At 63.2% G+C, this 26,051-nt stretch carries 1 protein-coding gene; it reads left to right on the top strand.

Annotated elements, in window-relative coordinates; translation table 11 throughout:
- Positions 1 to 227: 227 nt before the first annotated feature.
- Positions 228 to 26,051, top strand: a complete 25,824-nt coding sequence (locus FJ527_RS15555) for an LEPR-XLL domain-containing protein (protein WP_181166364.1) — start codon at positions 228 to 230, stop codon at positions 26,049 to 26,051.

Raw genomic sequence — 26,051 nt, 5'->3', positions numbered from 1 at the left:
GTTCATATTGTCGCAAATTTTACATAAACATAGACTCGTCGCGGTTTCGTGATCGCCTTGCACTCAAGAATTTTCGGATGTACGTTAGATTTCGGTAAATTAGCCCAAACTGGTATATCAGGGGGGACAAAATGAACATTTTGTCGAGGTCGGCTTTTTTTGAGGCATTTCAGAAGAGATTAGCCAGCAAAGCAGAGACGCCAATCCCTGGCGTATTTGGTCGGTGGTTGGCGAGTTCGCTGCTGCGGCGCTCGCCGGGGCGAGCCCGACGGCCCAGCAAGACATCAGATCTGCCGAACCTGGCGCTTGAGGCGCTTGAGCCGCGTTATCTGCTGTCGGCCGACATCTTGCCTTTCGCGGTCGACATGAACGACTTGGCCGGCGCCGACTATTCGCTGCGCTATGACAATCTGATCCAGGCGATCCAGATCTATGACAACAAGACGGGTACGCTGGTCGACCAGCGCAACGCGCAACAGATCGACTATATCGTGGTGCGCGGCACCGCTGCCGACGACAAGCTCACCATAGACTTCGGCGAAGACTTCCTGGCGGCGCTCGACGTGCGTTTCGACGGTGGTGCCGGCAACGACACGCTTGCCATGACCGGCGGCAGCTTCGACGCCGTGCGGCTGGCGACCGACACCGGCCTGTCAGGCAGCATTGCCGCGCAAGCCGGGGCGTTGACCCATAGCATTGGCCTGGCAAACGTCGGCGCGGTCGAGGACAATACGACGGCCAGCCAGCGCATTTATGCCGACACTTCCGGGCAAGCGCGGGTGATCCGCATCGGCAGTTCAGATGATTCCAGTGACGGTCTGTCGGTGCTTGACGCTGGAGCATTTAACAATCTGATCACCTACAAATTCACAACTCCGACGGTCTCGTTGACCGTTGACGCGGGCGCGGGCGACGACAGCTTTGTGCTGCGCGAGATCGACCCCGCTCTGGCTGGCAGGGTTGTGTTGAGTGGCGGCGCCGGCAGCGACGCTGTGGTCGGGCCTCCGCAGGACACCGACTGGCATCTCACCGGCGACGGTTCGGGTGATGTTGCTGGGGTGTCCTTCGTTACGGTCGAGAACCTGATCGGTTCCGCTGGCAACGAGGACACCTTTTTTGTTGGTGCTGCTGGAAAATTGAGTGGCGTCATGGCCGGCGGCGATGCCGGCTTCGACAGCATGGTTCTCGACGGCGGCACCTTCGCCTCGGTGAAGTATGTAGCCACTGGGCCGACGTCGGGCACGATCACGCGTGACGGTGTCGTGCTCCGCTATGACGGGCTCGAACCGATCACCGACAACAGTGTCGTTGCGGACCGTGTCATCACGACCAGCAATGCCGACGATGGAGCGACTCTGATCGACAATGGCGCGACACTGACGCTGTCGTCAGGCCTCCTAGGTTCATTCGAGTCGATCACTTTCAACAAGCCCAGCTCCAGCCTGACCATCAATCTCGGCGATGATTCTGGCTTTCCTATTTTTTCAAAGGATACCCTGACCATCAACAATGCGGTGAACCTCGGTTCAACCGCACTCATCATTAACGGCCAGGACGGCAAGGACGAGGTGACGATCTCCGGGACGCTGACTGCCGGCGCAGTTACCGTCAATGCCGAGAAGATCAGCGTTTCCAGCACCATAAATGCCAGTTCGGTGACCCTGACAGCAGCGGCGGCGGACGATGGAAAAATCACGGGTGGCGCGTATCTCGCGACCCCGGAGGTAATCATCGACCTGAGTGGCGCCACGATCATCGTGACGGGCGCGGCTCAATTCACCGCAACCGCGACCGCCAATGTCGAGGCTGAGACTTTCGAAGTTGGGCCGCTCGCGGGTGTGATCGCAACGATCATGCCCGAAGCGCGGGTCAAGTTCAGCAGCACCAATGTGACCGCAGTCAGCCTGTCGGCGTCGAGCACCGTAACCGTCACGCTGACCGCGAAGGACGAGTCCGATGCCGGTTCCGACAACGATGAAAAGAAGGATGCGGCGGTTTCCGTCACCGTTCTGATCAGCGACGCGATCACCGAAGTGCTCGCGGGCAGCGTGCTCAGCGTCTCGGGCGCGGTGTCGCTGACTGCGACCAGCAATTTGACGATGACGACCGAGGCCGATGGCGGTAGCGGCGGCAAGGGCGCAAGCGTTGCGGTTTCAGAAGTCAATGCGACGACCCGCGCCAATGTCTCGGGCGGTTCGACGATTGGCGCGAATGCCGGCGATACGCCCAATTCGATCGCGCTGGGCGCAACGCTGACCAGCAATATCACGACGATCGCCAAGTCGACGGCAGGCGGATCGGACCAAAGTGCAAGCGGTGACAACGAATCCGAGCAGCGCCTGAAGGACCCCAATAAGGACGGCATCACGTCCGACAAGGCGACGACCAGCAGCGGCGATATCACCTTTGCTGGCGCGGTGACGGTGTCGGATTATCGGCCGACCACCGAAGCCTTCGTTCAGGCCTCCACGCTCACATCCGGTGGCACGATCACGCTGACCGCGCAATCGACGGACAAGGTGACGGCGACGGCGGACGGCACCAACACGAATTCCTCCTCCAATGGCGCAACCGGCATCGGCGTTGCAGTGGCGCTGAGCATTGCCGACGTCACGACGCGCAGCTATCTCGGCGGCGCCTCGTCGCTGTCGGCGAGTGCGGTGTCATTGAGCGCCACGATTGCGGTCGGCGACAGCTTCATCGCCCAGGCGACCTCCGGCGCCGGCGAAGGCTCCAAGACGCAGGTCGCGGGTTCGCTGGCCATCAATATCGTCATCACCGAGGCTTCCGCCGACGTCGCGGCAAACGCCTCGATCAATCTGAATGGCGCGGATCTGTCGCTCACCGCCCATTCCACCACCAACGTCGTGACCGATGCGGTTCCCGACGACGCGAGCGGCGCCGCAGGCGAACTCGGCATCGGTGGTTCGGTCGCCCTGACCATCGTCGACAATTCCACCTCGGCATCGATCCGCGACAACGCGACCATCGTTGCCGCCGACGCTGTCACCATGACTGCGACCGGCGACCATACAGCTTCGACCACGGCGGAAGCGGGCGCGGAAGGCGGCGATGTTGGCATCGGCGGTGCGGTGGCGATCGACGTCATCGACAACAATACGGAATCGTCCATCGGTTCCGGCAGCGAACTCGACATCACCGGCAATTTGTCGGCCAGCGCCAGCAATCATGGCGTGAGCACGACGCTGGCCGATGGCGATGCCATCGGCTCGACGGCGATCGGCGCGGCGATCGCGCTTGCCTTCGTGGACAACCGTGCGTTCTCGACATCGAACCGCAATCTTCGTTCGAACGGATCGATCAGTCTGTCGGCCGCCAATGACGGTTCCAGCAAGGCGGAGTCGATTGCGAGTGCCGCTGGCGCCGAGAAAGACGAGGACGGCAACACCAAGGCCGACGAGCAACGGGACAAGGAAGTCGGTCTGGCCAACAGCAAGTCGAATGATGGCGACAGCGTCAGCAAGTCGGCCAACAGTTCAGGTGGGAGCGGCGGCGGCGATGTCAGCGTCGCGGCAGCGCTTGCCCTCAATGTCTCGTCGTCACTGGCGGTGGCGTCGATCAATGACGGGCGCACGGTTGTTGCCGGTGAGGGCGCTGGCGTCGGCGAACTCAATTTGCAGTCGTCCAACAATATGGATGCGACGGCGAAAGCCGATGGCACCGCAAAGACGAGCGACAGCGGCACCGCTGTCGGTGTCGCAGTGGCGATCAATATCGCGACGATGCGCAACGAGGCGTCGATTGGGGCTGGCAGCATCATTACGGCCGACGGGGTGAAAGCCGAAGCCAAGATGAAGAACGTCGGCGGTGACGTGACGCATCGTTTCGGCGCCGAGTCGACCTCCGGTGCCAGCGGCGGCGATATTGGCGTGGCCGGTTCGTTCGCGCTGAGCTTCGCCGATACCGACACGCTTGGCGTGATTGGTCTCGACCATGCCGATCAGCCAGCAAGCGGCGCCGCGACGGTTACATTGACCGGCGGCAATGTTCTGCTCACGGCGATCAACACGACCGTAACCACAACGACGGCGACCTCCTCCGGGGCCGGAAGCGGCTCGGGCAGCGTCGGCGTCGGCGCGTCGATCGCGCTCGGCATCGGCTTGAACACCACGTTTGCCGGCATCGAGAACGGCGGGATGGTTGGCGGGACGACAGGCAATTTCACCGTCACCGCGACATCCAATGATACGCTGACGACGACGGCCAAGGCTGGCGCCGAAGGCGCTACCGGCATCGGCGGCGCGATCGCTGTTGCCTATGTCGATAACGATACGGATGCGCACATCGGCACCGGCGGCGGCGCAACGATCACGCTGACGGGCAATTTGGCCGCGCAAGCCTCGCACACCGGTACGGTTCACACGCTTGCCGATGGCGAAGCCGCCGGCAGCAGCGTTGGCGTCGGCGCGTCGATTGCACTGAATATCGGCGAAGTCACCAACGACGCTTTCCTCGGCCGCAATTTCCAGAACGTTGGCACGGTGACGATCACCGCGACCTCGACACTCGACACCAAGGCAGAGTCCAAGGCGAGCTCGAAGGGCCAATCCACCAAGAAGTCCGATGGCACAACGGACAGTGCCAGCTCCGATCAGGAGACGACCAACCAGACCGAGATGGCCAAGAACCAGAGCGGCGGCACCAAGACGCCCTCGCAGAGCGGCGGCAGCAGCCTTGGCCAGGCCGATGGCAACAGCAGTGGGCAGACCGGCAAGGGTACGCAGGGCGGCAATGGCTCCGGTGGCACCAATGTGGCCGCGACGATCGCCGTCAACTTCCTCGATGCGGACAACCAGGCGCAGATCGCCAGCAATGTGACGATCGCCGGTACAGGCGCGATGAAGGTCGAGGCGATTAGCACGACCGACGCGCGGGCATTGGCCACCGCGACGTCCACGAACACCAGTTCCAACACCGGCGTTGCCGCCGCGATCGGCCTCAACATCGTGCTGCTGGACAACAACGCGATGATCGGTTCAAACGCCGATCTGACCGCCGGATCGATCGAGGTCCGCGCCGCGACCGGCAATGGAGAGAAAAACACGTTCCAGGCGCGCGCCCTCTCCGGCGCGGTGTCGAAGAACACTGCGATCGGCGGCTCGGTTGGCGTCAACTATCTCGATGTCAACACGCTGGCATCGGTCGGCGACAATGTCGATCTCGACGCCAACACCGGCAATATCGAGATCGGCGCCGTCAGTCTCAATGAAATGCAGAACCTGGCCGGCGGTGCGGCTTTGAGCACCGGCAGCGGCGGCGGCGGCGTGGGCATCGCGGTCACCGTCAACATCGTCAACGATCTCAACACCAAGGCTCAGACCGGCATCAATCTCGACGCCGGAGCGCAGGGCGCGATCAACGTCACCTCGCATGCCGAACTGCTGCCGATCTCGGAAGACCTGCCGGTCATCGGCTCGTTGGCCGTCACCAGCTTCGCCGCCGGCATCGCCGGTGCGTCCGGCGGCTTTGCCATCGGCGGTTCGTCCAGCGTCAACGTGATCTTCATGGAGACGCACGCCTCGGTGAACGACAACTCCGACCTCGAGGCCGGAACCGGCATCAAGATCGAGGCAACGGACCTGCTGACCGTGGTCAGCGGGGCGGGTGGCATCGGCCTCACGCTGAACGGCAATGCCGGCGTCGGCATCGGCCTGGACGTGCAGGTGATCACGCGCAACACGAGCGCCTGGATGGGTGGTGGGGCGGATCTGGATACGACTGCCGGCAATATCGTCATCAATGCCGACTCCTTCGACGACATCACTTCGATCGCGGCGACGTTCGGCGGCAGCGCCGGCGGCTCAGCCGGCGTCGCTGCGTCTGTCGGCGTGCTTTACCTCGACACATCGACCCAAGCCTTCGTCGAGGCCGGCAGCACGCTGAACAAATCGCATCTGGGCGCCGGCGGAGATGTCTCCGTGACGGCGACCGGCGACGCGGACGTGTTCCTGCTTGCTGGCGCGGCGGCGTTCGGCCAAAGCGCCGGCATCGGCATTTCCGGAACGGTGTTTGTCCATCTCGACGATGTGAAGGCGGAGCTCTATGGCGACGCCGACGTGGTCACCGGTGGCGCAAACGGCCTCTCCGTATCGGCGAATTCGACCGATGGGGTGCTGATCATCGCCGCCGCCGGCGCGGCTTCCGCGCAGGCGGCGGTCGCCGGTTCGGTCGCCGTGACAGTGCTGACCGAGACAACGACGGCTCGCATCGGCGCAAACAGCAAGGTTTCCGGCCAGACGCTCGCCAACGATCCCGGCGTCTCGGTCTTTGCAAATGACGAAACCAATATCCTGACAATCGCGGGTTCGCTCGCGGTTTCCGCCGGCAGTGCTGGCGTTGGCGCCGGCGTCAATGTGTCGACGCTGACAAAGACGACGACTGCATCGATCGAAGCGGGCGCCGACATCGACGTCGACGGCAATGTGACGGTCGAGGCAACCGGCAACGAGGACATAGGTTCGTTCTCCGTGGCCGCGGGCGCGTCCAGCGGCGCGGGCGTCACACTGACGGCCGATGTCTTCGTGCTGAACCTGAAGACCCGCGCCTTCATCGGATCGGATCCGCTGGCGCCGATCGTCGGCCTGACGGATGTGCGGGCACGCGGCAGCGTACTCGTCCAAGCAATCGACGAGACCGAGATGGACCTGATCGTTGGCGGCGTGGCGATCGGCGGCAGCGCCGGTGTCGGCGTCGCGGCCGGCGTTGCTGTTGTCGACAAGGTGACTGATGCCTTCATCGGCGCAGGCGCACGCGTCACCGGCGAGGGCCACGGCACTGTCGCGGCGAGAACCGGCCGCTACACCGTCGACTATGCGGGCAGCCAGGCTATGTCGAGCTTCGACCCGCAGGGCGGCAACAAGCCGACCGCCAGCAGCCTGGAGGCTGGTACGCCGTCGGGCCTCACCCAGTTCAAGAACCTCGACCAGGAGGGTGGCGACGACGTCCAGCAAGATCCGGGCTTGACCCAGAACCGGGTTGCGACCGCGTCGGTCGACACCGGTTTCCGTGGCGTGGCTGTCTCGGCCTCGGCGAAGGATGATGTCGAGACTTTTGCAATTTCCGTCGGCGGCGGCGGTTCGGTCGGCGTGGCTGTTGGTGCTGCGGTCAACGTCGTCGATACCAAGACGAAGGCGTTCATCGGAGCTGATGCGCAGATCAACCAGGACATGGCCGGCCCCGGAAATGCAGGACAATCCGTCCTGGTTGCGGCGGCGAGCGACTTCAGCCATGTCGGTGTCGGGGCCGGTGCGGCCTTCGGCGGCGCGGGCGCGGGCGCGCCCGGCGTCGACGTGTCGGTGATCAAGGTTGACACGTTCGCGACGATCAATGACGGCGCGGATGTGAAGGCGAACAATGATGTTGCGGTGATCGCCACGTCCAAGGAAAAAGTCATCGTCGTCTCCGCCGGCCTTGCCTTCAGCGGCACGGTCAGCCTGGCGGGCGGTGTCTCGGTGCTGTCGTTCGACACCGAAACCTATGCCCGCGTCGGCGCCAACGCGACGATTGTCGCCGGCGGCGACGTCGCGGTCATGGCCAAGGACGATTCCGAGGTGGTGGTGGTCGCCGGTGCGGTCGCTATCGGCCTGTCGGGCGGCGGTGCCGCCGGATCGGTCGCGGTCGTCAATGTCGACAAGCTCACCGAAGCGACGATCGGCGACAATGCCAGTATCGACGCGTCCGGCAACGGCACCGGCATCGGCGGCGTGCTGACCGGCACGATCGTCGGCGGCAGCAATCCGAGCGGCTTCGGCACGGCCGAGGCGCATGGAGTCATCGTTCAGGCGGAATCCTCGGAAGAGGTCACCAACGTTACAGTCGCCGGTGCCGCCGGCCTTTACGTCGGTCTGGCCGGCTCCGTCACCGTGACGCTGCTCAATTCCGACACCAAGGCGCTGATCGGCGTCGGCGCCGACATCAATCAGGGCGCTGCAGATTACCTCGCCCACCCAGGCACGGTGTCGGGTGCACAAGGCGTCTATGTCAACGCGGCCAACGAGGTTCGGGTCACGTCCTTCGCGGGCGCTCTCGGCGCCGGTTTCGTCGGTCTGGCCGGCGGCATCGACTTCGGCAGCATCAAGAACGATACGGTTGCCGCGATCAACGCCAACGCCATGGTGCGGGCGCGCGGTGACGTCTCGGTCAATGCGGTCGCAATCAAGGTTCTGCGTGGGTTCGCCTTCAGCGGCGGCGTCGGCGTCGCCGGGCTCGGCGCGTCCATATCGGTCTGGTCGATCGGCGAGGCGTTCACCGACTCCTACGAGGACAACCAGGGTGGCAGCGGCAACGCGACGAAGGACGACGGAAGCTCCAAGACCGCCAATGACGAGGCCGGCGAACAGGCCGACGGTGGCGTCGCAGGCATCACTGGGGAATTGGGCCGCTTCGGCAGCGGCGCCAACAGCAACACGGCCGACTCACGGGTCAAGGCCGGTGTTGAAGGCGCCCGCGACAAGGTCGGCGCCAACGCACTGACCTCAGGCGCCCTGACCAACAAGCTGACCGCCGCCGTCACCGACGAGCGCGGCACCACCGCCTCCGTCGAAGGCGGTGCGACGGTCGAGGCTGGGCACGACATCGTCGTGAACGCGCGTGAACAGATGAAAGCCAACATCCTGGTCGGCAGCCTGGGCGCCGGTCTTGTCGGCCTGGGCGCATCGATTTCCGTCGTCAATGTCTCGGGCCAGGTGAGAGCGAAGGCCGGCGGAAACCTCAAGGCTGGCAATGCCATCCGCGTTGAAAGCCATTTCGGCCAGAATATCGATGTCACGACCGTCGCCTTGCAGGCCGGTTTCGTCGGCCTCGGTGCATCGGTCGCGGTGGTCAACGATACCAGCCGCGTTCAGGCCGGCTTGCTCGACAACGCAGTGGTCAACGGCGCGGCCAGCCTTACGGTCTCGGCGAGCAGCAACCAGACGTTTGACGTGCTGACGACCGGCATACAAGCCGGCGCGGTGGCCGTCGGTGCGTCCTACAGCGACGTCACCATCGGCGATGACGACGACAACACCAAGGAAGTCCTGGCTACGATCGGCGCGGGCAGTCAGATTGGGCAGATCGACGCTGTCGGGGCCATCACGGTCCATGCGGACTCGACGATCAACGTGGATTCCGACACCTTTGCGCTGGCTGCCGGGCTCGGCGCGCTGACCTTCAATTTCGCTTTCGTCGATGTTCAGCCGAACGTAGAGGCATCGGTTGGCGGCGGCGCCAACATCAAGGCAACGGGCCTCCTCACGGTCGAGGCGTGGACGCTGCACGATGCGACCGGCGACATATTCGCACTTTCGGTCGGCGCACTGGCGGCCGGCACCAGCCTGGCGACAGTCAATGTCGTCCCGACGGTGGCCGCATTGATCGGGGGCAATTCGACGATTCACGCTGGCGGCATCGTCATGCTGTCGTCGCACAATTACGATGGCGAGACGGCGACCGACCGCGGGGCGAAGGCCTTTGCGGAAGCCTCCGGCGGTGGCTTGTTCAGCGGCCAGGGCTCGGTGCCGACCGCAAGGTCCAATGCGGTTGCCAACACCACGATCGGCGCCGGCGGCGCATTCACCATCACCGGTGACATCAACATCAAGTCGCGCATTCGCAACTATGCCGTCGCCAATGCCGAGGCCAATTCATTCGGGGCGGCTGCGGTCGGTGCTTCGTTGGCTGAAGCCGAGGCCAATGGCCAGAGCAACGCCGCGATGAACGCCAACATCGTCTCGGTTACCGACATCATGATCGAAGCGCTTGCCGTAAATGGTGCGCTTGCCGTAGCCGAAACAGCCGGCGGAGGCCTTCTGGCAGGGATCACCGTCAATCGCGCGACCGCGACCGCGAGCCCGTCTTCGGTAAGCGCCTCGATCGGCAACAACACGTCGATCCAATCGGCACGCAATGTGCGGCTCAAGGCCCAGGCCCAGACGGAAGGCGACTCGAAAGTAGTCGGGTCCACAATAGGCGGCATAGCCGCGGTTGGGGACGCCGATTCGGAAACCCATGTTAACCCGACGGTCGCGAGTTCAATCGGCGCCGGCGTGGTGATCAACGCGACCGGCGATATCCTGGTCGAAGCCTCCGCCTCGCCGATCCCCGGCGAGCAACCGACCTACGAAATCGTCGATGTCGACGGCACCGCCAACACGATCACCGTGAACGGGCATGGACTGGTGACCGGCGATACGGTCGAATATGATGCCGGAAGCGGCGGTGCCGTTATTCCCGGCCTCAAGTGGCCGGATCCGGCCGATCCGGCGGTGAACCGTCAGTACAGCGTGATCAATGTCGTCAATGCAGGCGTGACAGATCCCAACACGCTCTATTTCGGCTCCGTCTTTAACGCCGCCGACATCGATCCAAACACCGAGATCATCGAGTTCGCGGGTGGCCATAATTTCCTGAGCGGCGATGCCGTCCGCTACTATCCGGGACCGGACGAGACAGTCGACAGCTTTGGGCTGACCGAGGGCAACCTCTATTATGTGCTGGTTATCGACGGGTCACACATCAAGCTGGTGAACAGCTTCGACAAGGCGGTCAACCCGCAGAATTACCTCAAGAATTTCCAGCCGGACGATGTCTCGGGCAACAGCATAACCATCGCCGGGCATGGCTTCGTCAACGGCACGGCGGTGACCTACGAGGCACCGGACGCGCGCACCTTCGTCAGTCGTCAGGTCGACGTCAATTCGAGCAGCCTCAATCCCGACGGATCGCCGATCGCCGATGCCAACGCCGACAACATCCGTTTCTTCGACGATAACGGAAATGCGCTGGCGCACGGTTTCGCCGAGGGCGAGCACGTTGTCTACGACGTCAAGAATGCGAGCGGAGGAACCGGTCTGGCGATCGGCGGCCTGGTCGACGGCCAGACCTATCGCGTGCATGTCGTCAACTCCTCGACGATCCAGCTCAAGCGTAACGACGCTATCACCGAACAGGTGCAGTTCATTCGCAATGCCGCTGGCGACCAGATCAAGCGAACTGACGGCCTCAACTGGGCCGACAACGGCTTTGGAAACGGCACGTTGTTCATCAGCGGCGGCCTCGTCAATTCCGGCACGTACACGATCGTCGGCGTATCCGGTGATACGCTGACCCTTCTTGAGAAGAACATCGTCACAGCAGGTACGCTGACGAGGGACTTCGATCAGCCGATCATCGCGCTGAACCCGAACAAGGGTCTCAGCGCCAATCCGGCGCTCAATGTCGGCTCCAGCGATACGCATTCGCTGGTCAATGCCAAGAATCTGCCGATCGGCGGGCTCGAAGACGGCAAGACCTACTATGTGCGCGGCGTCAGCGGCGTCGGCGACAACACGTTCGAACTGTGGAATGCGCCGAGCGGCGGCAGTCAGATCATTCTGACGCCGACGGCAATTGCTGGCCCCCACGGCAATCACAGCCTTACTGCGCTTGCGGTCGACATCTCGGCAGCCGGCGACAGCGAGCAGCAACTGCGCATCGACATCAATGACAGCGCCACATCGGCGGCGCCGGGCCAGTTCCTGTTCGGTCCGGGCGAAGTTCCGCTCAGCGAAATCGCACCGCAATCGGGCGACGGCGTATCGTCAGCTTACTCGAAGGGGTCCGGCGGCGGGTTCGTTGGAGTCAACGGCAATGATGCCGACGTTTTCAGCAGTCCGAATGTCTCGGCGACGATCTCCGCGACGCAGATCACGACGGTGGGCGACGTGACTGTCAGCGCGTCGGCGACGACCAATACGTCCAGCTACGCGGTCAACGGCACGGGCGGCTTCGTCGCCGTCGGTGATGCCGACGCGAGTAGCTTCCAGGACATCACGAGCACGGCGACGATCAGTGATGGCACGCGCATCGTGGCGGGCAAGAACTTCACGCTTGCCTCGGCAAGCAATGCCATTGCCAGCGCCTCCTCGCAGGCGAGCGCTGGCGGTGCGGTCGGCCTGGCCGACCCGAGCACCGAGGTCCGCATCGAATACAATACGGTTTCGACAATCGGCTCGAACGCCATCGTTCTTGCCGGTCAGTTGGCCAAGGCCACGGCGAATGCATCCGTCGATGTGACGGCGAAATCGACCGCCTCCGGCGTCGGCTTCGGCGGTGACGGCGACGCCGTCACGCATGTCAACATTGGCTCCCCGGACGCCGATCCGGACGCCGATCAGGCCGACGCGATCGTCTCGCTGGCGGCCAATGCGGTGCTCAGCGCGCGGCGGACCTCGCTCGCGGCGCGGGTCGACAACTTCCATGTCTTCTCCGGCAGCGACGGGCGCGGCGCCGGATTCTATGGCGAAGGCGAGGCCGAAAGCACGATCACGGCACGGCCTAATGCGCAGGTGCGAGTCAATGCAGGCGCCGACCTGACGGGTTGGGAAGGCGTTGACCTCATCACCCGCTACGACAATGTTGACACGGATGCGAAATCCTATGCCCGATCGACGGGCCTGTTCGGCTTCGTCGATTCCGACGCGCATAACGATACCGACGTCTCGTCCGAAATTTTCGGTGCGGCAGGCGCGTTGGTGACAGCCGGTCCGCGCGACAACGGCGATGCCGTGCTTGGACATCCGGATTATCCGCAGGAGCCTGGAAGCTCGGCCGAGCATCTGGCCTTGTTTGCCTCGACCGTGAACGGCTCGATCTCGCAGACGGATCACGCCGATGACAGCAAGCGCTCGCTCGCCGCCGGCGGGTCGAGCGGCAGCAGCCCGGATGACAGGCCGCAATCGATCAATTTCAATTCCGACGTGCTGATCCTTTCCGGCCGTTCACCCGAACTGGTCATCAAGCAACTGGTCATCGGCGCCGACGGCGAGATCGATGTCGCGGTCGAAGTGTCGGTCAATGACACCGCGGGCGGCGGCAGTGCGACCGAAGGCCAAGGCAACACGATCCAGAGCGACGACATTGTCGTCAACAACATCGTTAATCCGGGTCCCGGCGACGTCGTGTTCGACTCGAACTCGATGATCGGCGCCGGCGGTACCTGGACGTTCCGTGATACGTTGCAGCGCGTGTCGATCCGCAACGAGTCCGACAAGGACATCATTATCAACAATATCGATGTCGTCACCGACGAGCAGCCACTGGCATGGCTCAACCCGTCGCAGAGTGTGACACTGACCTTCAACGTGGTGCGCGAAGTCGCGCCGACGCTGATTGAAATCACCGACACCGGTGGCCATTCAGACATCTACATCAACGGCACGATCGACAACCCGATCGGCACGACGTCGATCGTCAATACTGACGGATCGGTGTTCGCCACCAACGATCGCGGTGTCCCAGGCAGTGATGGCCGCCAGTCGCTGATCCGTACGCACATCCTGAACATTCGCGCCGACGAAAACATCGGCGCGACCGGTGCACGGGTGAATATCGACATCGTCGACAGCTCCGGCCTGCCGCTCGGCATAGGCTTCGACACCGGCCGTGTCGCTGGCTTGACTAACCAGATATTCCTTGGAGTCGAGAACCGTTTCTACACCGGCCAGCTGGTGCGCTACGATGCCGTGACCACGACCATCGGCGGGCTCATCGACGGCGGCTACTACTACGTCATCGCTTCGCCCGATGGGCAGAGCGTCAAGTTGGCGACCACGCTGGCAAACGCGATGGCCGGTACGGCCATCGATCTGGCGCCGGCAGGCGCGCTGACCGATCTGCACAGCCTGATTTCGGCTGAAACCTTCACCGCCGACGCGCTCGGCAACATCAGCCTCGACCTCAAGGCGCTGTTGCGCGAGGCGCCGGCCGGCGGCTTCTACATCGTCGAGATCGACCGGATCAACGCCGGCAATACGGCGGATGTGCTGCTGCAAGCTAGCCTTGAACAGTTCGGCGACGGTCTGTCAGGCGGCCTGCTGGTCAAGGCGCCGGCGTTGCCCGCCGGCGGACAGACCTACTACAATTTCTTCCGGCCGGATGCAGGCGCAATTCCGTCGCTGAGCCGCGGCGTCTTCGCCACCGGCAACACGGAGATTGCGTCGACCTATGATTTCCGAGGCCTCGACCCGGTAACCGGCCTGCGCACGCTGGCCGGGGTGCAGGCGGGCTCGGTCGTTGCGGGCGGTGACATCATCGTCGCGGCAGCCAATCCGGCGCCCACGGCGACCACCGTCAACGTACTTGGCATCACCGAGATCGCCGGCAATGGCGACATCGACGTGCTGACCAATGGCTATATCGCGCTGACGGAAAAGACCGGTGACATGCGCATCGAGCGCATTCGCTCCAATGCCTCGGATGTGCTTTTGTATTCGCCGCGGCGCATCCTCGATGCGCGCGATGACAACGGCAACCCGGCCTTGGTCGAGGCCGATGTCTCCGGTCGCAACATCACCATGGCCTCTGGCGTGGGGCTGTTTAATCCGACCCATTTCCAAGTGGCCGCCCAGGTGCTCAGCCCCACACTGCTTGACATCAATTCCCCCTTGGGCGGCATTGGTGAACCGAGCAATTTCCTCGAGATCAACGTTGACAACCGCAATGGCGTCGGCGGACTTGGTGTGCTGCGCGCCTTCGATACCACCGCGGATTCGACGTTAGGCATCTTCCTCGACGAAGTCGTCGGTGACATGCATGTTCACACCGTGCACACGATCCGCGATGTGTCGCTAAGGACCGTCGCAGGCTCGATCCTGGATTCACGCAACAACGGCGCGGGCGACGACTTTGCCAACGTGATGGGTCAGACCATCGACCTGGACGCCAATGGCAATGGCTCCATCGGCGCTTTTGCCAACGACCTCGAGATCGATTCATCACGCGGTTCCAGCGATGACGACGTCGCACTTGAAGCCGGCACCCACATTTACCTAACCGAAGCGCCGGAGGCTCCCGGCGGCACCGCCGGCAATCTGCGGCTGGTGTTGGCTCACGCCTACGATGGCGATATCCGCATCACTGTGCGCGAGACCTCGGTTCAGGGCGAGAACCTCGACCTGCTGCACAGTGGCAGCGCCCGCTTTGCCGAAGACGGCGCGACCTTCCCGACCTTCCAGCCCGATGCGCCGCGTGCGATCGCACACGGCCAGATCTTCGCCGAAAAGGGTTCCGTGCTGCTGCGCGTCGGCGATAACGTGACGCTCGATTCCAACAGCGAGACGCTGGCGGCCAAGAGCATCGACATCTATGGCGACGTGTCGGCGACCAACGACGTCATCCATGCGCTCGTCAATCTGGATGTCGCCTTCGGCACCGTGATGGTGCTGCGTGGCCGCATCATCGCCAACGCAACCGTGGTGCCTGGCAACAAGACGATCGGCGCGCCGGTTGGCTCGGCAACGCCGACATTGACGGCGAACTCGGTCACCGGACCGACCGTGCTGACCCGAATCTTCGGCAACACGGATGTCGACACGATCAACTTCGGCGACACCTCGGGTGCCGGCGGCACCAACACGCAGGGCAGCGCCGGCTATGTCTTCCTCGGCTCGAAGACGCGCGCCTATGGCAGTCAGAACCTCAATGTGAACAACGTCGATGGCGAGGACCGTTTCCGCGTCTACTACCTCCAGGATACCGCGACGCAAACCTCTCCGAACATGCAGACGGCGGCCGAGCATACGCTCACGCTTGACGGCGTGTCGGGCTCCGATCTCTATGAGATCTACACGCTTGGCTCCAACAATCCGGGGCAGGGCACCGCAGGCACCGACTTCCAGCGCAATTACGTCATCAACATCCTGGACAGCGGGCGCTCCATCGACGGTGTCGATGAACTGACCATCTTCGGCTACGATTCGTCGCAGAACGGTCTGGTCGGCGGCAACAAGCCGATCGACGACATCTTCCTGCTGCGCGGCGCCAACTATCTGCCGCACGAAGCCGCCGACCGTCCGGCCTACGTCGCCATGGTCTACGGACAGCCAAAGACCTATGCCGACACGATCGAGGACAACGAGCCCTCGAACGAGGTCGCGCGCATCAATTACGACACCGCGCTGAATGGCCGGATCACCATCGAGGGGCAGGGCGGCAACGACAATTTCTACTCCGACGACACCACGGCGATTGTTTCGCTGCAGGGCGGCGCCGGCGACGATTCCTTCAACATCGGCCAGATATTCGGCACCAAGCGCACCGGCGATGCGGAAAACGGCGTCACGCCGTTCTTCGGCGGCGGCTTGCTCGACCAGGACGTGTTCCCCGACATGGTGGCCACCACACGCGGCTGGCTGAGCCCCGGCATCAGTGCGCCGATGGTGGCGCAGGGCGGCACGGGCAACGACGAATTCCGGGTCTATGCCAACCAGGCCGAGCTGCGGCTCGAAGGCGACGACAACAACGACCTGTTCATCGTCCGCGCGTTCGCCATCGCGGCGGTCGCCAATCAGGACTGGAACGGTGACGGCACGATCGACCAGGACGACCTGCCGGCGGTTACGCTCGACACCAACGGCGATGGCGTGATCAACTTCGCCGACGCTGACTCGACGCCTCACGACTATACCGACGACGTCATCGTGCTCGACGATTTTGGCGTTGCCAAGCCGATCATCGGGCTAGGCTTCTCTGTCGCGCGCGCCCCGGACATCCGCGCCGGCGGCGGCGAGGACGAAGTGCAATACAACGTCAACGCGCCGGTCTCGGTCGACGGCGGCACCGGCTTCGACAAGCTGGTTATCCTCGGCACGGAATTCGCCGACGATTTCGCCATCACCGAAAAGGGCATCTTCGGCGCCGGCGTCAATGTTCGCTACACCACGATCGAAGTGGTCGAGGTCGACGGACTTGAAGGCGATGACGAATTCTTCGTTCAATCGACGGCTTTCGGCGTAGCCTATCGCGTTATCGGCGGTCTGGGTTCCGATACGATCAATGTCACGGGCGATGTCACGGAAGACATCATCACGCGCGAACTCGAAGGCGCCTCCGGCGCTGTTGACCACCTCGTCACCTCGGGCGATCCACTATACGATGGCGTGCTTGTCGACGGCTTCGACTATCACGTGGCGGGTCCGCAGGAGGGCATCGTCCGCATCGACGAAACGGATGGCTTCACCGCTGTTCGGGAAGGCGGACCGCGCAATGTCGACAGCTACACCGTCAGGCTGGCGGTGGCGCCGCTGGCCGGCCAGATCGTCTATGTGACGATCTCGGCGGCACGTTCGCCGCAACAGGAAGAAGACGGCACGCCGATCAATCCGGCACCGTTGCCGAATGGCATCGGCGACACGATCTGGCTTTCGAAGCTGGATCCCGGCCTCGTCGGAACCGACGGCGAATTCCAGCATGTCATCACCATCAACGGCGTTGCGACGATCATCAACGATCGCTCGATCGTGCTGGCCTTCGACAGCACCAACTGGAACACGGCCCAGAACGTGTACCTTTATGCGCCCGACGATTTGCGCGCCGAGGGCGACCGGGTGGTCGTCGTACAGCACAGCGTCATCTCCGACACCAGCGGTGTCGCGCCGGCACTGCTGGCCGCGGCCTATCCGAACGGCGATCCCTTCGACGCGGCGGACGTACGCAACGTCGAGGTCGACCTGCGTGACAACGACACGCCCGGAATCTATGTCACCGAAGTGACGCCCGGCACGAACACCGAGGATGGCCGCTCGCTGGTCATCGAAGGCAATGCCACGACCAAACTGAATGACGAACTCCTGGTGCAACTCGCCAAGGCGCCCGACGCGGGCGACACGATCGTCGTTAAGCTGTACGTCAACGAGTTCAGCGACGAAAACATCATGATCTACGATGTCGACGATCCGAACGGTCTCGACAATCGCATGTTCAAGGGTGCCGACGGCTACTGGCGCATCACTTTCGACAGCGGCAACTGGGACGATGCGGTGCGCGTCGGCATCGAAGCGCGCGACGACATCCCGCGTGAGGACCCGCACACAGCGGCGATCTTCTTCCAGCTCGACCAGGCGCTGACAGTCGACGCCAACCACAACTACGTGTTCCCGAACCTGCGCTCAGGCCCGGGCTATGTCGACATCGACGTGATCGACAATGACAGCGCCGGCGCGGTTGTGCTGGAGAGTGAAGGCAATACGCTGCTCAACGGCGATGGATCGGACACCGACGACTATACGGTCCGGCTGACCAAGGCGCCGTCGACCAACGTCAGCGTCGCGGTCCTGACGGACGGTCTGGCGGATGTCGTTAGTGTCAATGGCGTCGCGGTCACGCCCGGCTCCGGATACGGCATCATTGGCGGCCTCAGGCCTACGCAGATATTCGACGGCAATCTTGTCTTCTCCAACGAAGGTGGCTTGGGCAAGATCACGCGTGGCACCGGTGCCGATCTCGGCAGCTTCGTCGATGAAGGCTTCTTCGTCGGCCAGCAGATACGCATCGGCAATGCCGACGCCGGCAGCGGCGACTGTTTCATCACCTCGATCGATGCGGATGGAAAGTTCTTCAAGGTCGACAGGCTGTTGGCAGCGACAGGCGCGAAGGACGACGTCATCCTGTCCGATCTGGCGCGGGACGGTGAGTACACCGGCAACATCCGCTTTGAGATGGTCATGGAGGAAGGTCTCCCGACCTACCGGATCACCATCGCCGGACTAGGCGAAAAGGATGATGGCTGGCTGTCATTCGGTTTCCTCGAAGGGCAGTGGATCCGCCTGTTCGATACGGCCGACAATTTGATCGGCGACTTCAAGATCGCGATCATCCGCGGTGACAACGACACCAAGGACACCACGATCCAGATCACCGGCACCAATGTCGCGCAGATCCTGCCGCATCTCGGCAACACGCTGAACGATGTGCGCGTGGTTCGCACTGCGGCCGTGGCCGTGTTCACGCCGGCCAACTATTACCAGCAGCAAACGGTCGAGCTGCGCGCCGACACCGAATATGAAGTGCCGATCACCCGCGAAGGCGTCAAGGTCTTCCCGGTTTCCGGCCATTACCTGTCCAAGCTGCGCGGACCCTTGGCTGTCGAGGGCGGCGTCACCGGCGCCGACCGTTCACTCGAGAACGGCCTCAAGCTGCCTAGCGAAGCCGACGACTTCCTGATCGCGATCGGCCAGCAGCCGCCGGAATCGCAACAGATCGACGTCCTGAACATCTTCAACGACACCAGCAAGGAAGATGTCGGCGGCGTGATGACGGCGACGACGCTCACCGGCTTCAACATGGCCGACAATCTAAGCCTGGGGCTCGGTGTGACCGGCGATCCGACTTTCGGTGAATCCGGCTTCTTCCCGGGTGGCATCAGCTTCGGACGCATCAGCGTCGACCAGAACGGCGATTTCGGCACCGACAGCACCAAGAGCACCATCGAGGTGGTCAACCTGATGCTCGGGGAAGGCAACGACAAGCTCGTCATCTCCGGCACGCTCAATCCCGCACCGCCGGTGCAGGTGACGAGCACGTTCGACATAACGCCATCCGGCGTCAATGGCGGCACCATCGTGCGCACCGGGTTCGATTGGAAAGCGATGGGCTTCCTCGTCGGCCAGACGGTGAAGATCGATAACCTGCCGGGCATCTGGACGATCGTCGCTATCAATGACGCGCTGATCAATCCGGCCAATCCGGCCGAAGGTGCGGATCCCAACGACAACTCGATCCTGGTTCTGAGCGGACCGAGCCTCGCCAGCGTGGCGGATGGGGCGCACACCGTCACGGCCTTCGACAAGGATGTGATCACGCTTAACAAGCCGGTGGATGTGGCCACGACGACAGCGGGCGGGATCATCACGCGGACCGACGGCGGCAACTGGGCCGGCTTTGCGGTCGGAGACTTCATCTCGATCAACCAGGACTTCGCGAAGGGCGAGTATCAGATCGTGGCGATCGCGGGCGCTGTCATGCGCGTCATAGGCGGACAACTCGCGCCGGTCTCGGAAGCACCGCGCACCATCAATCGCATCAACCCGGTGACCAATGCGGTGCTGCAGACCGTGGTGGCCGAAGTCGATGTCGAGCCGACCTATACCGGCGGCATCGTCACGCGCCACGACAACGTCAAATGGGCCGCTGAAGGCTACCTCGCCGGACATCTGGTGACGATGGTCGATGCCAACGGCAAGCGTGACTTCCGCATCATCGAGATATCGGAAGACGGCTTCTCGCTTACGCTCGAAGGCGCGCCGCTCGCGACGCAAAACGGCGCGGTGAAGAGCTTCTACGTGCAAGGCCAGCATGGCGGGCTGACGCTCGTTCATGGCGGCGGCAACATGTATCTGGAAAGCACCGGCCCGATGAACATCGCCGCCGGAACCGGTGGACAGATCATCGTCACCCGTCAGGACGGCCGCGACTGGTCGGAGGACCGCTATCAGGTTGGCCAGGTGATCCAGCTTGCGGGCGAAACCTATACGCGCACCATTCTGGCGATCTCCGATGCAACGCTACCGGCGCCGAGCAACTCCGCGCTGACATGGGGTGACGGCAGCAGGCTGGTGCTCAGCGCACCGAACACACGCACCGGCCAGCCAGCCGGCACGGTGCTCGCGCCCAACGCGTTCAACAGCTATGCCGAGCGTTCACTGCACGTCGCGGAGCCGCGCGCCATCACCGGCACGGCGACCGTCAACATCGCCACCAACAGCCTGACACGCAGTGCCGGCAGCTGGCTGGCGGATGGCTTCTATGTGGGCCAGAAAGTGCGACTGAGCGGATTTGCCGGCACGTTCACCATCCAGGCGCTCACTGCGAGCGTGATAACGCTGCAGAGTGTTGCGCTGACGCCGAAAGCCGGTGTTGCGATGACCGTCGCCGGTGTCGACATAACGCTGGACGGTGGCACGCGTGTCGGTGGCGACCATATTATCGTCACCGGCGGCGCCGGGCCGAACTCGCCACTGGTCATCTATGGCGACACCAGCCAGGACGGAATCTGGTATTCCGGCCAGGCGCACAATGTCTTGGGTATGGAATTCGGCGAGAAGCCGTTCGATCCGTTCCCGCAACTGCAGGACGGCGAGAACGAGGATGACGAGTGGGTGTTCCCGCTCGCCAATCCCTACAAGCTCGCCGGCAACGACATCATCGACGCCAGCGCCTTGTTCGCCGGCACGCCGTCGGCAAACCTGCCGAGCGTCGGCCTGACGATCTATGGCGGTGCGGGCAACGATACGATCTACGGCAGCCAGGCTGGCGATCACCTCGCCGGCGGTTCCGGCGATGACCTGATCATCGGCAATCGCGGCGTGGATCACATCTATGGCGATAGCGGCGTCAACGTGAACATCTTCACGCGCCAGCTGTTCATCGACACGGTCGACAACAGTCCGTTGCCTTCGGCCAATCCGAATGCCGACACCAACGGCACGACGATCAAGCCGGTCAAGTCGTCGGTTCGTGACCTGATGAATGCAGGCGACGACGTGATCTTCGGCGATGGCGCCTCACATCTCGGCTATGGGCCGAGTTCGGTCGCGGCTGCCGGCGTGCTCGGCGACTTCGACGACATCATCTTCGCCGATCATGGTGTGATAGAAATGTTCGTCGACGATCCGAACCTGCCGTCGACCTTGAAGCAGCGTATCCAGACGACCGAGCTGGTGTTGGTCACCGGCATCAAATCGGCCGAACTGCAGAATGGCGGCGACGACGTTGTGTTCGGCGGCCTCGACCGTGACGTCATCGTCGGCGGCGCCGGGCATGATCTGCTCGATGGCGACCAGCAGGACGACCGCGTCTTTGGCGACAACGTCTACCTGTCGCGCCAGGGCGGCGCTGACGGCGATCTGCTTGATGACACGTTCAGCCTGCGCTTCCAGACGCTGGCCGGAACGTTGATGTACAGCCGTACAGACCGGCCGATGCCGGCCGGCCTCGGCACGGTCAATGCTGACAACAGCGGCCTGCTGCTGGTCGACGGCATCGCGCGGCGGTATCGCGATCCGGACGGTGCTCCGTGGTGGAGCGAGTACTCGGTCGATTACGCGGCGCTGCACACTTTCGCCTTCGACGAGGGTACGGCCGGCGTCGGCAGCTTCGGCAACGACTACATCGCCGGCAGCGAAGGCCATGACGAACTGTTCGGTCAGCTCGGCCATGACGTCGTGCAGGGCGATGGCGGCATCGAGCTTGCCTTTGCCGGCACCTCGCATGTCGGCGCATCGCGCACATCCGGCGGCGTCACCGATCCGATCGGTCCGCTCACGGTGATCGCCTCCTTCGCGGCGGCGACAGACGGCCAAGATTATATCGAAGGCGGTGGCGGCGACGACCAGATATTCGGCGGCCTCGGCCAGGATGATCTGATCGGCGGTTCCTCGTCCTTCTTCAGCCTCACGGATCCGAATACGCGGCCTGACGGAGACGATTACATTTTCGGCGGCGCCGGCATCGAGATCGACCGCAATGACGACAATTTGCCAAATGACGGCACGCTCGCCAATTCGCGCTTTGCTCGCGATGCCGACTCCATGATCGGTGACAACGGCAACATCGTGCGGATCGTCGGCGTCAATCACACCGACATCAATCCGAACGGCACGGTTGGGCAGCAGCTTTATGTCCAGTACAATTACGACGTGAACGACCCGGCGCGTGCCGGTGGCGAACGCCTCGTCGTGCGTGGCATCCATCTGCTCGACTACACGCCGGGCGGCCCGGACTTCCGTCCAGACCTGTTCTCCAAAACCAACCCGAACAATCCTGCCTATCGCAACGAGTTCGGCCTATGGGCCAAGCAGGACATCGGTGGCCATGACGAGTTCCATGGCGAGACCGGGGACGACACCGCCTATGGCGGCGGCGGCCATGACCGGATCTTCGGCGATGCCGAGAACGACGATCTGATCGGCGGCTGGGGCAATGACTGGATCTCAGGTGGTACCGGTGAGGACGGCATCCTGGGTGACGACGGCCGCATCTTCACCAGCCGCAACAGCGCGACCTACGGCGAAAGCCTGTTCGGCGTGCTGCCATTGCTGGCGACCGATCCGGATACGCGCACCAGCCAGGGCGATGTGCTCAACGAGTTCATCTACACGCCCGGACAGGTGCAGACGGAGACGATCAATGTCGGCGGCAAGATGAAGAAGGCGGTCGACCTGACCCCTTACAATCTGACGCCGAACGCGCAGGGCGGCGACAATCCGCTGTTCGACGCCAATGTCGTCGACGATATCATTTTCGGCGGCCTGGGTGACGACTTCATCCATGGCGGTTCCGGCGACGATGCGGTCGGCGGCGGCGAAGCTCTGCCAGATTCCTACACGCAGCGCTTCGATGCGGCGGGCAATGTCGTCGGCATCGTGCGCACCGACTTCTCGCGGCCATGGAACCCTGGCGACGTGCTGCGGTTCGGTCCCGACAGCGATCCGTGGAACGCACCGAAGCCTGTGCAGAGCCGGCTCGGCGAGTTCTTCCTCTATGACGAGTACGATCCGCGCCGGACAATCATGTTCAACGACGATGGTTCGGTATGGAAGGCCGGCCCGGCACCTACCACGCGCCAGTATTTCCTCAACCTCGTCGACAATGAAGGGCCGCTGGTCAACGGTGCGATCGCTTTTGCGCCGAACGGCACACCGACGGCGTTTGCGCAACGCAATACCGATGGCAACGATGCGGTCTTCGGTGACCTGGGCAATGACTGGATCGTTGGTGGCACCGGCCGCGACCATATCTATGGCGGCTGGGGCAACGACCTCATGAACGCCGACGATGTACTCTCGACCAACAACTGGCTGAACGACCAGCCGGAGACGCACCCAATGTACGAGGACCGCGTTTTCGGTGGGGCCGGGCTCGACATCCTGATCGGCAACACCGGTGGCGATCGCCTGATCGATTGGGTCGGGGAGTACAACAGCTACCTGGTGCCGTTCGCACCGTTCGGTATTGCGACAGTAAGCCGCCAGGTGCCGCCGCAACTGTTCGACTTCCTCTATGCGCAGGCATTCAGCGACGGCGTCGACATCACCCGCACCGCTGACACTGGCAGCATCAACGGAGACGACAAGTACAGCCACGTCCATATGTTCATGGGCGGCGTGGAAGGTGAAATCGGCCTGATCACCCAGAAGGATCATGGCTTCTGGCAGGATCAGACCGGCGGTCCGACGGATCCCCAGGCCGGCAACATCCCGGGCGGCAAGCGAGACGTGCTGCGCACGGCTGACTTCAACGATGGCAATGCTAAGGTCGTGGCAGTCGACGAGGGCAATTTCGCCATCACCAGCGGCAAGCTCACCGTTCAGTCGGCAAGCACCTGGGATCAGGCAGCCGCGGTTCTCTATCTCGACGCCTATACGCCGATCTACTACGAGATCGCGGCGACCTTGACGGCCGACAAGCCGACCGGCGGCTGGAAGGCCAACTCCTACATCATCTTCGACTATTATTCGCCGACGGATTTCAAATATGCCGGCATCAACATCTCGAACGATCAGATCGAGATGGGTTACCGCGACGCCAGCGGCTGGCATCAGTTGGTCAAGTCCAACAAGCCGGTGCAACTCAAAGCGAACCAGGCTTACGATGTCCTGCTCGCAGTCAACGGCACGAACGTGAGTTTGACCGTGGCCGGCGTGAATTGGTTCAGCTACACCTTCGCGCCGCGCATCGTCGATGGCCAGCCGGTGGCGCTGAACAAGGGCCTCGTCGGTGTCGGCAACAGCGGCTCGAAGGGTACGGTGGACAACTTCCGTGTCCAGGTCTTGCCGCCGCAGATCACGCTCGATTACGCAGCCGAGTTCAACGGGCCGCCGACCTATCCGATGTCGAAGACCGCGGCTCAAGGCTGGACGCTCTCGGGCGGCAGGCTCAATGCGGCAGCCGGCGCCGGCACCAATCTGCTGGATGTCGGCCCGGCGATCGGGGCGGACGCCTATCTGGAACTGACGGCGAGGTTGAAGACCGCCGGAACCGGTGGCATCGTCTTCGACTACTACGGCGCCAACAACTACAAGTTCGTCACCCTGGATGTGGTCGGCCAGAAGGTTTTGGTCGGACACGTGACGTCGAAGGGCGGCACGGTGATCGATCAGAGCTTCGCGCGCACGCTGAGTTCAACGACGGACTATGACGTCCAGTTGACCATACGGGGTGCTGCCCTTTCGATCGCCGTCAACGGCGCATTCGTCGGCAGTTATGGCTTCAATGCAGCCGTTGCCGATGGCGAGTTCGGTCTGGTGACAGGCAATGCAGGGGCGTCTTTCGACCGGCTGCAGATTCGCACCAACGCGTCGGCGTTCAGCACCAGCTCCAATCAGCTGGCGCTCGCTTCGCTCGGCCAGGCTGCGGACACGGCAACGGCGGTCGGCATCGATCAGGCCAAGACGATGCTGGCGCAGGCGGTGGCGATCTGGTCGGGCAGCGGCCAACTCGACGCGGCACAACTTGCCAAGCTGTCGAACCTGGATGTCCAGATCACCGATCTGCCTGGCTCGGCGCTGGCACAATCGGTGTTCGGCGCGGTGCTGATCGACCGCAACGCGGCCGGACAGGGCTGGTTCGTCGACCTGTCGCCTCTCGACAGCAGCGAATTCCAGCTCGATGCCTCCGGGCACCTGACGGCGTTGCCGGGCGGCGCCGCCGATGGACGGATGGACCTTCTGTCGGTGCTGATCCACGAAATCGGTCATCAGGCGGGCTTGGATCACGATGAGGGCGAGGCGGGCGTGATGTCGGCTGAGTTGGCCGCCGGCGAGCGCCGACTGCCGAAGGCCGGATCTGCCGGTCAGCTGACTGACACGCAGCTCTTCCATGATGGCCTGGGCGTCTTTGTCGGCGCGCAGGAGCATGGATTACTCCAGAGCGCTGGTATCGCGCCGGCCGAAGCGGTTGGTGAGGTCTCGACGATACCGAGCGCAAGACCTTCCCGCAGTGCGGCGGCGGCGCATTCCAGGTCTGACGCCGATGCAAGTGCCAAGACCGACGATATCGTGCTGACCGGGGCTCCTTCCGGCCTGCAGCCAAGCGGCCCGCTCAACTGGGTGTTTGACGAGGCCAGCGGAACCTTTGTTGCCGCACAAGGTCGGCAGCAGGACCGTCCGCACGATGCAGCGCCCGACGCGGATCAGGACGATGGCGACGCAACTTCGGACGACCTCAATGGTCTCGCCGAATGGAGCAACCGCAAGGGTTTGCTGTCGCGCCTGTCCAGTCTGTTTGGAGTGCGATGA

This window comes from Mesorhizobium sp. B2-4-18 (genome assembly GCF_006441385.1).
GTDB classification, from domain to species: Bacteria; Pseudomonadota; Alphaproteobacteria; order Rhizobiales; family Rhizobiaceae; genus Mesorhizobium; species Mesorhizobium australicum.
The sequence above is the reverse complement of the archived record's forward strand: the minus strand, read 5'-3'. Positions and strand labels throughout refer to the sequence as shown.